This is a genomic window from Actinoplanes awajinensis subsp. mycoplanecinus (assembly GCF_001509495.1).
Lineage (GTDB): Bacteria > Actinomycetota > Actinomycetes > Mycobacteriales > Micromonosporaceae > Actinoplanes > Actinoplanes palleronii.
On sequence record NZ_LLZH01000349.1, the window covers coordinates 1 to 13,547 of the forward strand.

Consider the following 13,547-nt stretch of genomic DNA (forward strand, 5'->3'; position numbering starts at 1 on the left):
TAGAGTGACCACCCTCTATACAGGAGCTCCGCTGTTTCCTGCCTACGACACACCTTGACGACCACCCACACCGCCTAACTGAACGGCGTTGGTTCTAGATCGTCGAGCTTTGCGCCAGGGAGGGCCAGAATCGCTGAGCCCAGTCGAGCCAACTCTCATGCCCGGGTGGCGGAGCGGGCAGAGACGAACCGGAGATCTCGTCCACGCCGGGGACCTCGAACTGCGCTCGCCACGGGTCGAGCTCCGCCTCGGCCATCGGGAAGGTCTGCTCCGGTGTGTGCTCCCAGCGGTGCTGCATGCGACTCCATTGCACGTCGCGTTCCACCGGCAGGTAGACGATCTCGCAGGACGCTCCCACGGCAGCGGCCATCGAGCGCAGGGCGGAGCGCTCGTCACGCGACCAGAGCCCGAAGTCGAGAACGACGCTGAGCCCCAGCCGCAGGGTGTCGAGGGCCAGTGCCACGAGCCGGCCCTCCAGCAGCCACCGTTTGCCGCCCGGCTCCTGGTGACGGTCCTCCTGACCGAAAAGAGTCAGCGCCCACTCGTCGGGGGTGAGCCGTAGGGCTCCGCGCTCCGCCGCGAGTTCCCGCGCCCGAAACGTCTTCCCGGACGCGGGCAGACCCACCATCAAGAACAGCGTGGGCCCCCGCGAATCTCTCACCACCTCAACCATGTGCTCCATGCTGCCCGGCGCGGACGATGTTCCACGTCCAGGGGCGGTGGAAGCACACGGCAAGCGGCCGGCAGGTTTTTCGAGGTCGCCGTGGCTCACGCGACTCGGCACAACGGCCGTCAGACCCAGCCCGGCGCCCCCGGCTGGGCGCAGCGGCCCTTATCGGTCCCGCTTAAGGGCCGCCAGGGCCAGCTCGGCGGGTTGGGCTGGTCGTGGTGGTCCTTATCGGCCCTGCTTAAGGGCCGCCAGGGCCGCCTCGGCGATTCGGGCTGGTCGTGGTGGCCGTTATGGGTCTGGGCAGAAACCGGCAGGCAGGTTCGGCTGGGGTGGGCGCCGAGGGACTTTGCGCGCAGTCGTTGCCGACTTGTGCGCCATTGCGGGCTTGTTGACGGAGGTGGTGGGTCGGTGGGCTTTCCCTGCGTACGAAATCTGGTTTTGCCTTGGGGGAGGTCAGCCGGCGGGGGCGGGCGGTCTGAGGGTGGGTGCGGTCTGCTGGTCTTTTTCGGTCGGGGGTGGGGGGTCGGCAGGGACCACCGCGGGCTGCTCGGGGATGTCCGGCGGACGCGGGGTGGCTTCGGCCGGAACCACCAGGAGGGCGAACAGGTCGACCGCGATGTGCATGACGATCGCCGGGAAGAGGCTGCCGGAGAGCAGGGTCAGGATGGTGAACAGCAGGCCGACGAAGCCGGAGTTCAGCACGCCGAGACGGCCCTGGTAGGCGTGCATGGCGGCGAACAGGACCAGGCTCAGCGCGGCGGCGGCCGGCACCGGCAGGTGGAAGACCGTGATGCCGAGGGCGATCAGCGCGCCGCGGAAGAAGATCTCCTCGGTGACGCCGGCGGTGATCGACAGGGCGGCGGCGTGCCAGCGTTCGCCGGTCGTTCGCGGGATCAGGGCGGCGATCTTGACTCGCTGCGGGTGGATCTGGCCGGCGCGCATGCTGCGACGGGCGCGGACGGCGCCGATCCCGGTGGACAGGACCAGGACCCCGGCGGCCAGCCAGCCGAGGGTGCCGCCGTCCGGGGCTCCCGCGGTGGGGCCGCTGCCCGGCCCGGCCAGGCCGATGTCGGTGAGCGAGAGGCCCGCGCTGAACACCACGAGCGTCGCGAGGACCGCGCGGACCCAGCCGATGACGATGAAACGCCGGTAGAAGCGGGACCGGTTCGCGGGCACGGCATCGACGGCCGCCAACGCGCGCCGGGTGCGGACGGTGCCCACGGTCGCGTCCACCAGGACCGCGAGCACCAGGGCGACCGAGAGAATCAGCGACATCACGATCGAAGATCATGATGAACTGTCGGGCCGCTGGCAACCCCGGCGTGGATGCGGTGCCGGGCAGGAGCGACAGAATTTGGTACGGCGGGATGGCGCGGAGGTCGCGTCCGGGCCGTGGCGGCGCTTGCCGGCTATGTCGTGCGGCATCAGCGGCTCACTGTGGTGGAAGGGCTGGCCAGGTCGTCGTCTCCGCGTGCCGGGAGTCCGGAAGAGTGCCACAAGCTGAACGGGCCTGTCTTCCGGTGCGGCGCTCGTAGCATCGGTGGGTGCGTACCCTCTGGAGCACCTGGTCGGGGCCGGATCCGGCGCTGCGGCAGGTGTTCGCCGCTGACCAGCCGGCTGCTCTGGCGGCTGCCGTGGTCGGTGGGGTCGACGTTCTCGTCACGCTGACCGACCAGCACGAGGACTTCGACTGTCACCTCGGCGACCTGCATCACGAGCGGTGCCCCGAGCCGGGCCTGCGGATCTGGGATCGCGCTACCGGCGCCCTGCTCCGGACCGTGCCGGACGTCGGCTCCTCGGCGCTGTTCGTCACCGTGGTGGTCGACGGCCGGCCGCTCGCCGTGATCCGTGACTGGGCGCGGGCGCCCAAGCTGGTCGACCTGGAGACCGGCAAGGATCTCGGGACGCTTCCCGGCCACGACGACGCCCGGGACGTTCAGGACATGACCACCGCGGTGCTGGCCGACGGCCCGGCGGTGGTGACCGTCGGCTGGGACGGTTTCCTGCGGGTCACGGCGCTGCGGAGCGGCCGGACCACGACGGTGGACACCGGCGAGCGGCTGAACGCGGTCGCTGTCGCGCACGTCGCCGGCCACCTCGTGGCCGCGACCGGGCGGGACGCGGTGACCCTGTGGGACCTTGTCGACGGCACCCGTGCCGGTGTCCTGCCCCTGTCCGACGGCCAGGTCCCCGCCGTGATCGTCAGCTGGCCGGGCAGTCCGACGGTCGCCGTCCTGGACTTCGACGGCGCGATCACCGTGGTGGATGCCGAGACCGGCAGTCGTCGGCTGCTCGACGCGCGTTTCGTGCTCCGGCCGTGGAGCATCGCCGCTCTTGCAGCCGCTGACGGCGGGCCGCTGCTGGGCATCGCGGACGGTGAAGCCGTGACCCTGTGGGACGTTCGGGCCGGTGGGCCGGTCGGTGCGCCGCTGGCCGGGCCGGTGCGCTACGCCCGGATGCTCTCCGGCGGGCCCGGCATCCTGCTCGCCGGCTCGGCAGTGGATGACGCGATCTCCGTGTGGCATCTCGACGGTGAGCGGGCGGGTGCCGGTTCCGGGCAGCGCACCGACATCCGGTGCCTGACCGTCACCCCGGACGGCGAGATCGTGGCGGGTGGGGGTGACGGTGCCCTGAGTGTGTGGCGGGTCGCCGACGGTGCTCGGCGGCCTGACCTCGGGTCGCTGCCCGGGCGGGTCAACGCCGTCGCGGCGATTCAAGCGTGTCTGCTGGCCGTCGGCGGTGATTTGCACGAGACCCACGACGGGGCGTTGCACCGCTGGGTCGACGGGCATCCCCAGCCGGCGATCACGCTGGGGCACGGCGAGGAGGTCGACGTCGCCGTGCCGTTCGAGCTCGACGGTGAGCCGGCCGTGCTCACCGCGGGATGCAACGGCCGGATCCAGCTCACCCAGGTCCGGACCGGGCTGCACCTGGGCACGATCGACAACGACTATCCGCCGCGCGGTGTCGCGGTAGGACTACTGGACGGGCGACCCACCGCCGCGGTCGGTGGCATGTTCGGCCCGTTGACGGTCTGGGATCTTGTCACCCGTACCGGAAAAGCAGTGAACGCCGAGATCGGCGAAGCGGTCCGGGGATGGATCGGTGCCGGGTCCGCCGTGGTCACGGTGCATGGTTCGCTCGTACGGATGCACGACCTGCGGACCGGCGAGGTGTCCCGGGTCGAACCTGGCCAGGACGCGCCGGTCGTTGCCCTCGCGGCAGCCGATGGCGTGATCGCGATGGCGCGCACCGACAACACGGTGTCGGTCGTCGACGTCAGCACCCGACAGCGCATCGGCCTGCTCACACTGCCGTATCCGGCCCAGGCGCTGGCCTGGGCACCGCACGGTCGGCTGGTCCTGGCCTGCCGCCGCGACCTCTACTGTGCCGAGGTCGACCGGCTCACCCCACCGGGTACTGGTGGCGCTCCGGCAGGGTGATGTTGATGCGGCCGCTGCGCAGGAAGTTGTCGACCTCGAAATTGGTCAGCTTCTCGCCGTTGCCGGCTCGCCACGGGAACATGCCGGCGAGCCGTTTGACGTACCAGCGATCGAGGGTTTCGTCGTGGGCGGTGGTGCCCTCGGGCAGGTCGACGGACCTTACGGTGGCGGTCACAGTCTCGGCTCCTTCGTGGTGGACTCGTGGAACACGAACATAACGATCTTGGAAGGAGTACGGGCGTCTACGGCCGGACGTCACCCCCACGGTCCTTTTCAGAGATCGGCGGCTGTCACGGCGGCAGCGATCGGCTCGAGACCCGCGATCAGCTCGTCGAGGTCGTCCGCGCTGAGCACGTCGTACGCCGGCGCTGCCAGCTCGTCGGTACGGGCCTCGATCCGTTCCCGGAGCTCGCGGCCGGCGTCGGTGAACCCGCCGTCGGTGTTGACCAGGCCGCGGTCGCGCAGCCCGTCCACGACCGCGGCCAGCTGTGCCGCGGGCAGGTGGTGGACCCGGCCGAACTCCTCGGCGCGCATCCCGAGGGTGAGCGCGAGCAGCACGTGCGCCTCGGTGCCGCCGATGCCGTGCGCGACCAGCACGGCGTTGTGGCCGTCGCCGCGGTGCTCGCGCAGCAGGGTCGCCGCGTGCCGGAGCTGGGCGACCGGCTCCTCGGGGACGGCCAGGGCGCGCAGACCCGCGTACAGAATCCGTCCCTCGACCGGCGCGCTGACCGCGGCCCGGGTGGCGATGGCGGCGAGCCGGGCCAGGCCGGGGGAGTGGGCGAGGTCCCCGATCGCCTGGCGCAGTGCGGCGGCGCTGCCCCGCTCGCGCACGGCGATCGCCTCCTGCGGGGTGATCTTGCCCCAGACCCAGGGGATGTGCCGGGCCACCTCGCCGTCGGCGAAGTTGTAGAAGACCGCGTGCACCACCTCGGCCGGTGCCAGGCCGAGCGGCGCCGGCGAAGTAGCCGTGTCATTGACATCCTCAACCCCTCTGGCAGGGGCAGATTCCGGTGGCGGTCATGCCGCACGCCGGTTGGATCTTGACGCTTCGTCGCCCCGAGGTGCAGGGCTCAGCAGTCCGTATACGACCCGTCCGGCCGCGTGAATGTTGATGGCAGCGTTGGTGTCGGCGTGGCCGATCCAGCCGCACGAGGTGCACGAGAACGCGATGCCCTTGCGGAAACTGGGATCACGGTGCCCACATTGGGAACACGTCTGTGACGTGTACCGGGCAGGCACTCTGATCAGGGTGCCACCGCGTTCGGCCAGCTTGTACGCCAGCATCGTGACAGTCGCCGTATGAGCTTCGTTCAACATCGACCGGTTCAACCCGGCTTTGACCCTGGCCCGGTTCTTCAGGAACGCTCCGGGCCGGTTCGGGTTGGGTTTCGGCTTGGGCCTACGGACCATGTTCTCAATTGTTAGGTCCTCGACCACGACCACTCCATACCGGTTGGCTAACGCGGTCGTGGTCTGGTGCTGCCAGTCGGTGCGCCGGCGCTTGGCTCTCGCGCGTAGCTTCGCGATCTGGTCATAAGTGCGGGACAACCGTTTCGACGCCGGTGCTCCCCGCATATGTGCCCGCCACTTACGGGCGGCGGCCCGTTCCAGGCGCAACAGCCGTTCCTGCTCCTTCGGCCTCATCCACGGCCCGTGCTCTCGATCGTTGCCGTCCGACAACGCCAGCGCGACGGTCACACCCCGATCGATGCCGACCATAGGGCCGGGATGCGGCGCCGGGTCGGCCCTGACGACCTCGGTGCGGAACACTACGTGCCAGCCGATGGCTTCACGAACCAACCGAGCGCCGGTCAGCCGGCCGGGTTCACGGCCGACGCCCGGGATCGGACCGGTCCACCGGAACCGGACCGTGCCGACCTTCGGTACCCACAACTGCGCCCAACGCCGGTTCAGGCGTTTCACCGCTAGGGATCGGCCCTGCGGGATGTCGACGACGGCACGCGACCGGGCCCGGCTCTTGTACTCCGGGGGCCCGGCACGGCCCTCGAAGAAATTCGTCCACGCCCGCCGGTACGTCTTCAGGACCGCCTGAGCCGCTTGCGCCGGAACCACGGCCAGCCAAGGAACCTCCTTACGCGCCTGCCGGATCGCATTGTCGGCGTCCTTCACCGAAGGCCGTAAGCAGCGGCCGTGCCCGGTGGACCAGTCGTGAAGCAGATTCCACACTGCGCGCGCCGCGTGACTTTGATCGTCCAAAGCCGCGGTCTGTTCGGGGGTCGGTGCGAGCCGGCGCATGTATCCGTGTTTGATCTTCACGGTGCCAGCTCTTCGCGCCAGGGATGCTCCCACTTCGTGTCGGCATACGGCTTGATCGTCGCCGTGCTGACCTTGGCGGCCGCCGAGGCGAAGTGCGGCTTGGCCACAGGGTCGGCAACCGCTTCTTCAGCGCTGGGAACTCCTGGGCCCAGAAGCACGCGATGGCGATACTGCGCGAACCACTGCAGGCGATGACCGAGGCGGTACGCCTCACCACGATTCGCCGGAAACCCATACACCAACGGAACATACACACGCCGCATGCCTAACGTCCAAGGTCAATAGCAGCGATTCACCGGCCGTCTGAACCTGTCAGGCTTCGCCACATATCAAAAACTGCGTAAGTCGACAGACGGGTCTGCTTCGTTCGGCACCTTGGAATATGACGGCCCGTCAACGAACGGTGCGGCCTGTTGGATCGGGACGTGCTACTCGTCGGTGGGAGACATTCGGGCGAATGTCCGGTACACCGCTGATCTTCAACAGAACTGTCGGGCTCGGCCGCGGTGGGCGCTCAGCGCGAGTGGCTAACCTTCGCTTCGTCGTCGCGGTCTGCGTTCCCGAGGCGGGATAGCCTGCCTGCGGTGTCTTGCCGGGAGTGAACGGGGGAGTCGATGACACAGGACGACGTGCTCGGGTATTTCGACACGCTGTCGAACTGGGGGCGGTGGGGCGACGACGACGAGCGCGGCACGCTGAACCTGATCACCGATGACGTCCGGCTGGCGGCGGCCCAGGCCGTGCGGCACGGCCGGAGCGTGTCGTGCGCGTGGGAGGTCGCCGTGCCGCGGGACATGGAGCGGTCGACGACGACGTGCCCGTGCGCCGCCGACATGCCCGGCGGTGAGAACCTGCCGGCCGCGTTCCACGCCGACCGCCGCTGGGGCTTCTCGACGGAACGGCTCGGCCTGACGTTCCACGGCAACACGCTCACCCACCTCGACTCGCCGTGCCACCTGTTCTGGGACGGCACGCTGTACAACGGGCGCCCGCACTCCCTGGTCGACCCGGCCACCGGCTCGGCGTGGGCGGACGTCACGGCGGCGGCGACCGGGATCGTCACGCGCGGTGTCCTGCTGGACGTGGCGGCGGCCCGCGACGTGCCATGGCTGGAGCCGGGCCAGGGCGTGTTCCCCGAGGATCTCGAGGAGGCCGAGCGCCGCCAGGGTGTCCAGGTGCGACCGGGCGACGCGGTGCTCCTGCGTACCGGCTACGGCCGCGCCCGCCGCGAGGGCGCCGAGAACAGCGGGTTCACCCAGGCCGGCTGGCACGCGTCCTGCCTGCCGTGGCTGCACGACCGCGGCGTCGCGCTGATCGCGGCCGACACCCCGCAGGACGTGCAGCCGTCGGGCTATCCGGACGTGCTGATGCCGGTGCACGCGGTGGCCCTGGTCGCGATGGGCCTGTGGCTGCTGGACAACTGCGACCTGGAGGCGTGCGCGTCCACGGCCACCGAGCTGGGTCAGTGGGACTTCCACCTGACGGTCGCTCCGGTCCGCTTCGCCGGCACGTCCGGCAGCCCGGTCAACCCGATCGCCACTTTCTGACCGGCTGGCCGTGCTCCCACGGCTCCGGCCAGCGGCGCGGAACCGCCGGACCTCGATGAAGCCGCGGGCAGCCAGGGAGACCTGGCCGGGCCCGAGAACCTCGGCGACCCGCTGCGTCGTCCACGGTCCGGTTCTGCCGGATCCCGTGGTCCGGCCCGTGGGTCAGGGCGTCGGGACCAGCAGGAACGCGCGCCGGGCGAAGTCACCGCCCGCTGAGCAGGTGTAGGGGCAGGCGTAGCCGGCGATGGCGCCGTGGTCGTTGATGGCGGCCGCGTAGACCAGGGTCACCCCGGCGGGCAGGGCCGGGACGCGCTGGTTCAGGTCGACCATCCGGCCGGACTGCCACAGGAACGCGTGGTAGTCCGCGTCGCCGGTGGTCCGGGAGGAGCCGACCACCTGGCCGGACTCGTTGAGCGCACGAGCCTCCGAGTACGTGCCACCGAGCGTGCCGAGGTCACGGATGGCGCCGTCGCGCCACAGCGTCGCGTGGATCTGCTCGGTGCGGGTGCCGGACGCGCCGACGACGTGGCCCAGGTCGTTGATGTCGGTGGCGTAGGTGCCGTTGCCGACGCCGCCGAGGGTGCCCAGGTCGCGGAGCGCGCCACTGCCCGGCCACAGGAACGCGTGCGGGGAGCCGTCCGGTGCGGCGGCCTGGCCGACCACCTGACCGATGTTGTTCACCGCGTTGGCAACGCTGTTGGTGCCCCACGGTCCGGCGCTGCCGCCGAGCGACCCGAGCACGGTGACCTTGCCGTCGCGCCAGACGGCGCCGTCGTCGGGTGCGCCCTGCTGGGTGATCCGGCGGCCGACGATCGTGCCGCTGTCGTTGACGTCCAGGGCGCTGCTGCCGCTGCCGGGTCCCGCACCCGTGCCCAGGTCGGTCAGGACACCGCCGGCGTAGCGGAACGCGTGACCCGGATCGGTCGCGGTCACGCTTGTCGCCCCGACGACGACGCCCTGGTCGTTGACCGCGGTGGCGCCGCTGGCCGCGTACGGGCTCGCGAGGATCGTGCCCACGTCGGTGCGGGCGCCGTCGCGCCAGACGAAACCGTGGAAGCCGTAGATGCCGGCGATCGTGGAGTCCCCGACGACGGTCCGGGTGTTGTTCAACCCGGCCGCCATGGCCTGCGGAGACTCGCCGGTGGTCGGTTTCCCGAGCACGCCGAGGTCGATGTAGGTGTACCTGGGCAGTGCCGGCGCGGCGGCGGCCGGTGCCGCGGCGATCCCCGCACCGGCCAGGACGGCCGCGATCGCGACGTAGCTCGCTGTTCCCCGTGAACGCATCGCTGAAGCCCCTCCGAGTATCGAATTAAGTCGATGTCGATTCTGCTCGGCGGGGGCGTCCGAGCTCCTTACGGTCCGCTTACGGCGGGCATCAGCCGCCTCTTGAACAAGCAGATGCGAGGACGAGGCTCGCCTCGGCCAGCAGGACGAACCCTGGCGCTGCTCGTCGTGCTGCTGGTGACCCGCCGTCCGGGTGCCGCCCCGCTGTTCCCGGCCGGGACGGTCGCGGTCAGCTGACCCGGCGGCGTTTGCGGCGGCTGCGCAGCAGTTCGATGCCGATCGGGATCACCGAGACGAGCACGATGCCGATCAGGATCAGTTCGATGTTGGACTTCACGAACGCGATCTGGCCGAGGAAGTAGCCCAGCACGGTCACCCCGCAGCCCCACAGCGTGCCGCCGAGCACGTTATAGAGCAGGAACGTGCGGTAGTACATGTGGCTCGCCCCGGCCACGATCGGGGTGAACGTCCGGACGATCGGGACGAACCGCGCGAGCACGATCGAGCGGGCGCCGTACTTGGCGAAGAACTCCTGGGCGCGGGTGAGGTTCTCCTGCTTGAACAGCCGGGAGTTCGGGCGGCGGAACAGCGCGGGGCCGAACCGCCGGCCGAACAGGTAGCCGACCTGGTCACCGGCGATCGCGGCGATCGACACCAGCAGGCACATCAGCCAGAGCGGCTGGTGCAGGTAGGTGCCGCCGGCGATGAGCAGGCCACCGGTGAACAGCAGCGAGTCGCCGGGCAGGAAGAAGCCGAACAGCAGCCCGGACTCGGCGAACACGATGAGCAGGATCCCGACCAGGCCGAACGTCGAGATCAGCCACTCCGGGTCGATGAAGGTCGGGCCGAGCGCAGAGGTCACGCCCGAGAACCTACATCATGTAGGAGTACATCACTCGTTACGGGCGGCGGCCGGTCCGGTCATCCGGTTCAGCAGCGGCATCGTCGAGGCGATCACCCCGATCGCCGCGAGCAGGCCGGCGACCACGATGACGTAGTACGAGGTACCCGGCGGGTGCAGCTCGTACTCCATCTGTGAGCGAAGAAAGAAGTGCGCGGCCAGGAAGCCGGTGCCGACCGCGACGACCGAGACCGCCAGCAGTGGGACCGCGCTCTCCAGCACCACCACCCGGCGCAGCTCGCTGAGGCGGACACCGGTCAGCCGCAGCATCGCGAACGGCCGCCTCCGCTCGGTGAGCCCGCCGGTGACACTGACCGCCAGGCTGCAGCCGGCGATGACCAGGCTCGAGATGATCGCCACGTCGGCGAGCCGCTGGAACTGGGGCAGCTGCCGGGTCCAGTCGTGCCGGTAGTCGGCGTCCGTGGCGGGCAGCCGACCGTACGGAAAAGTGGTGTTGAGGACGGTCCGGGCGTGCTCGATCGCCGCGGGGGTGCCGTCGGTCGGCACCACCACGTTGATGACCTTGAGGGTGGCGAGCTGTGCCGGGGTCCACGTGGACGCCGGCCAGGCCGGATCCTCGGCCGGGTTCCCCGACAGGCCGGGCCAGACCTCGGCCACCTGGGCGCCGGGCGGGCAGGCGCCGGCGTCCGGGATGGTGGCCAGGTCGGCGCAGGTGATCAGCCCGGGCAGGTGCTGGGTCTCCGGCCCACCGTCCGGGTTGACGCGGATCAGGTGCGCGGGCAGCCCGGACGGCAACCGGATCTCGCCGGGCGGCGTGCCCTCGAACTCCGGGAGCATCAGCACCGAGACCAGGTCGTGGCCGGCCGCCCCGGGTGAGCCGGACCGCTCCGCCACGATCGTGGTGATCACGCCGGTCGCGGTGCTGGTGACGAACAGCGCCAGCATCAGGCCGCTGACCGCGCGGAACCCGGCGCGCGGGTTGTCGGCCAGCCGCCGGCCGGCGATCAGCGTGGCCGGCCGTTGCGCGCGCCGGGCCAGCAGCCGCGAGCCGGCCATGGTGAGCCACGACCCGGCGATCATCAGCCCGATCATCACGCCGAAGATGCCGCCCAGGTAACCGAGCACCTGGCCGTTGCGGGTCAGTGGCCGGTGCCCGACCAGGTAGCCGAGTTCGGCGAGGGCGAGCAGCAGCGGGAGCACCCGCCAGGCGCGCGGCGGGCGCGGGGTGACCCGGCGGGCGACACCGAGCGGGGAGATCCGGACGCGTCGCAGCGCGATCCGGGCGGCCAGCGCGGCGGCGAGCGGGACACCGAGGGTGACCACCAGCCAGTCGAGCAGCGAGAGCGACAGGTCGTCGAGGAAGAACGGGTCCCCGGTGAACGGGACCCGGGCCAGGCCGACCCGGGCGGCGAAGAACACCGCGAGGCCGGCGAGCGCCCCGGCGGCCGCGGCGGCCGCCGACTCGGCCGCCGCGAACTGGGTGATCTGGCGCGGGGTGGCGCCGATCAGCCGCATCGCCGCGAACCGTTGCTCGCGGCGGGCCGCGGAGAGCCGGGTGGCCGTACCGATGAAAATCAGCAACGGGAAGAGCAGCGCGGCCGCGACCACCGAGAGGGTCAGCACGATGCCGTCGGCGCCGATGCCGGCCCGGCAGTCCCGGCAGTCGTCAGGGGAGACGGTGACCATCCGGGTGACCTCGGTGGCCCCCGGGATGCGGCTGACCTGCTCGCGGGTACCGCCGACGACCGCGATCAGCGAGTCGGGCGAGGGCAGCGCGTCGTGGCCGAGCACGCCGGTCTGCCGGCCCGGGAAGCGGTCGCGCAGCTGGTCCGCGGGGTGGGTGCGCAGCAGCCGGTCGAGTGCGGGGGAGACGACGTACTCGCCGGGCGCGGGCAGCGCGGTCCGGCCGGGCAGGACCGGGCCGTCCGGTCCGGAGATCGCCACGTCGACGCGGGCGATCGGGTCGCCGCGGAAGAAGTCCTCGCGGATCTGCCACAGCGCCGGGTCGGCGGCCTCCGGTCCGGTGGCGGCGCTGGTGACGCCGCTGTTCAGCCAGGAGTAGCGCAGGTTCTGCGCGTGGACGGCGTTGACGCCGGCGAGCGTGACCAGCAGCATGCCGGTGCCGACCGCGACGGCCGCGGCCAGGACCGCGAGGCGCACGATCGCTTCCCGGCCGCCGGAGACTGCCAGGCGAAGTCCGAGACCGATCACGGTACGACCACCTCGGCCGGTGTGGTGACCCGGCCGTCGCGGACCATCACTTCGCGATCCGCGTATGCCGCGACCCGCGCCTCGTGGGTCACCAGGACCACGGTCGTGCCTCGCTCCCGCGCCGAGGCGACCAGCAGATCCATCACCTGCTCCCCGGTGAACGAGTCGAGCGCGCCGGTCGGCTCGTCGGCGAAAAGCACTTTCGGCTCGGCGACCAGCCCCCGGGCCAGCGCGACCCGCTGCGCCTGGCCACCGGAGAGCTCGCCGGAGCGGCGGCTCTCCAGGCCCTCGACGCCGAGCGGCCCGAACCACTGCCGGGCCCGCCGGATCGCGGCGTCGCGGCGCACACCGGCCAGCAGCAGCGGCAGGGCGACGTTCTCCACCGCGGTCAGCTCCGGCACCAGCTGACCGAATTGGAACACGAAGCCGAACCGGTCGCGGCGCAGCTCGCTGCGGGCCGTCTCATCAAGATCATTGATGCGTACGCCGTCGACGTCGATCTCGCCCGCGTCCGGCACCAGGATCCCGGCCAGGCAGTGCAGCAGCGTCGACTTGCCGGAACCGCTCGGGCCCATCACGGCCACGATCTCGCCCTCGGTCACGGCCAGGTCCGCACCGCGCAGCGCGGGTGTCGCCCCGAACGACAGCTCGACCCCGCGGGCGCTCAGCGCGGCGGTCACGGCTTCACCCGCTTGACCAGGTCGCGCAGCGCGTCGAGGCGCGCGCTGGTGGCGTCGACCCAGCGCAGGTCGGCCTCCAGGTGGAACAGGGCGTGGTCGGCGAGCATCTTCTCGATCAGGTCACCGGCGCGCTTGATCTCGGTGAGCTCACGCATCCGGGCCAGGTGCGCGCGGCGCTGGCCGTCCAGGTACGCCTCGGCCGGCCGGTCCAGCATCAGGGCCAGCACGACCTTGGTGAACAGCACGCTCTGCAGGTGCGGCTCCGGTGCGACCGGGTCGGCGAGCCAGGTGTTCACCTCGGTCGCGCCCTGCTCGGTGATCACGTAGCGCTTGCGTTCGGGTCCGTCGCCGGGGGAGACCTCGTCCATCACCACCTTGCCGTCCCGGGACAGCCGGCCCAGCGTCGCGTAGACCTGCCCGAAGGGCAGGGACTTGCCCACGCCGAAGAGCGCGTCGTAGTCGCGTTTGAGGTCGTATCCGTGGCTCGGTGCGCGTTCGAGCAGCCCGAGCAGGGTCAGGGGAACACTCATGCGATGACTGTACGCTGAGGGTATACCCCGCGTATATACCTAC

At 71.0% G+C, this 13,547-nt stretch carries 14 protein-coding genes; 3 read left to right on the plus strand and 11 right to left on the minus strand.

From position 1 onward, the window contains the following. Positions 1–94: 94 nt before the first annotated feature. Both ADL15_RS50000 and ADL15_RS50005 read right to left on the minus strand, forming a co-directional pair. Positions 95–628, minus strand: coding sequence for an AAA family ATPase (locus ADL15_RS50000; RefSeq protein ID WP_198171365.1), 534 nt, complete (start codon positions 626–628; stop codon positions 95–97). 495 nt (positions 629–1,123) lie between these two features. After that, positions 1,124–1,945: a CPBP family intramembrane glutamic endopeptidase gene (locus ADL15_RS50005; protein WP_067708355.1), complete on the minus strand. Its 822-nt coding sequence runs from the start codon at positions 1,943–1,945 to the stop codon at positions 1,124–1,126. Positions 1,946–2,214: 269 nt separating this feature from the next. Between ADL15_RS50005 and ADL15_RS50010 the strand changes: the two genes are divergently transcribed. Next, on the plus strand, positions 2,215–4,113 hold the full coding sequence (locus tag ADL15_RS50010) for a WD40 repeat domain-containing protein (RefSeq protein WP_067708358.1): 1,899 nt from the start codon (positions 2,215–2,217) through the stop codon (positions 4,111–4,113). On the opposite strand, the gene ADL15_RS50015 is transcribed toward ADL15_RS50010, so the two are convergent. The 4 genes from ADL15_RS50015 to ADL15_RS53840 form a co-directional block, all read right to left on the minus strand. Continuing rightward, the gene (locus tag ADL15_RS50015) at positions 4,076–4,288 is read right to left on the minus strand and encodes a hypothetical protein (RefSeq protein WP_067708360.1); all 213 of its coding nucleotides are present in this window, start codon (positions 4,286–4,288) and stop codon (positions 4,076–4,078) included. The genes ADL15_RS50010 and ADL15_RS50015 overlap by 38 nt on opposite strands. A 98-nt stretch (positions 4,289–4,386) precedes the next feature. After that, a complete protein-coding gene (locus ADL15_RS50020) occupies positions 4,387–5,055 on the minus strand; it encodes an SCO6745 family protein (protein WP_067708365.1) in 669 nt (222 codons plus the stop codon). Between the two features lie 75 nt (positions 5,056–5,130). Further along, positions 5,131–6,390, minus strand: coding sequence for an RNA-guided endonuclease InsQ/TnpB family protein (locus ADL15_RS52460; RefSeq protein ID WP_083972683.1), 1,260 nt, complete (start codon positions 6,388–6,390; stop codon positions 5,131–5,133). Then, positions 6,387–6,629 carry a hypothetical protein gene (locus ADL15_RS53840; protein ID WP_157442109.1) on the minus strand — a complete coding sequence of 81 codons (243 nt, stop codon included), beginning with the start codon at positions 6,627–6,629 and terminating at the stop codon, positions 6,387–6,389. Before ADL15_RS53840 ends, ADL15_RS52460 begins: the two co-directional genes overlap by 4 nt. Positions 6,630–7,004: 375 nt before the next feature. Here ADL15_RS53840 and ADL15_RS50030 point away from each other — a divergent pair, with 375 nt between their 5' ends. Then, entirely contained in the window at positions 7,005–7,937 is a 933-nt protein-coding gene (locus ADL15_RS50030) for a cyclase family protein (RefSeq protein ID WP_067708372.1), read from the plus strand. A 162-nt stretch (positions 7,938–8,099) separates the two neighbouring features. Here the strand turns inward: ADL15_RS50030 and ADL15_RS50035 are convergent, their stop codons facing one another. After that, entirely contained in the window at positions 8,100–9,221 is a 1,122-nt protein-coding gene (locus ADL15_RS50035) for an HAF repeat-containing protein (RefSeq protein ID WP_067708378.1), read from the minus strand. A 114-nt stretch (positions 9,222–9,335) separates the two neighbouring features. On the opposite strand from ADL15_RS50035, the gene ADL15_RS56795 reads away from it, so the two are divergent. After that, the gene (locus tag ADL15_RS56795; RefSeq protein WP_269748454.1) at positions 9,336–9,458 is read left to right on the plus strand and encodes a hypothetical protein; all 123 of its coding nucleotides are present in this window, start codon (positions 9,336–9,338) and stop codon (positions 9,456–9,458) included. Here ADL15_RS56795 and ADL15_RS50040 read toward each other — a convergent pair. Genes ADL15_RS50040 through ADL15_RS50055 form a run of 4 tightly spaced genes read right to left on the minus strand, consistent with a single transcriptional unit; the run spans position 9,451 to position 13,504 of the window. Further along, positions 9,451–10,083: a DedA family protein gene (locus tag ADL15_RS50040; protein ID WP_067708383.1), complete on the minus strand. Its 633-nt coding sequence runs from the start codon at positions 10,081–10,083 to the stop codon at positions 9,451–9,453. The genes ADL15_RS56795 and ADL15_RS50040 overlap by 8 nt on opposite strands. Before the next feature lie 30 nt (positions 10,084–10,113). Then, positions 10,114–12,294, minus strand: coding sequence for an FtsX-like permease family protein (locus ADL15_RS50045; RefSeq protein WP_067708386.1), 2,181 nt, complete (start codon positions 12,292–12,294; stop codon positions 10,114–10,116). Continuing rightward, positions 12,291–12,974 carry an ABC transporter ATP-binding protein gene (locus ADL15_RS50050; protein WP_067708389.1) on the minus strand — a complete coding sequence of 228 codons (684 nt, stop codon included), beginning with the start codon at positions 12,972–12,974 and terminating at the stop codon, positions 12,291–12,293. Before ADL15_RS50050 ends, ADL15_RS50045 begins: the two co-directional genes overlap by 4 nt. Next, positions 12,971–13,504, minus strand: a complete 534-nt coding sequence (locus tag ADL15_RS50055; RefSeq protein ID WP_067708391.1) for a PadR family transcriptional regulator — start codon at positions 13,502–13,504, stop codon at positions 12,971–12,973. Before ADL15_RS50055 ends, ADL15_RS50050 begins: the two co-directional genes overlap by 4 nt. Positions 13,505–13,547 lie beyond the last annotated feature (43 nt).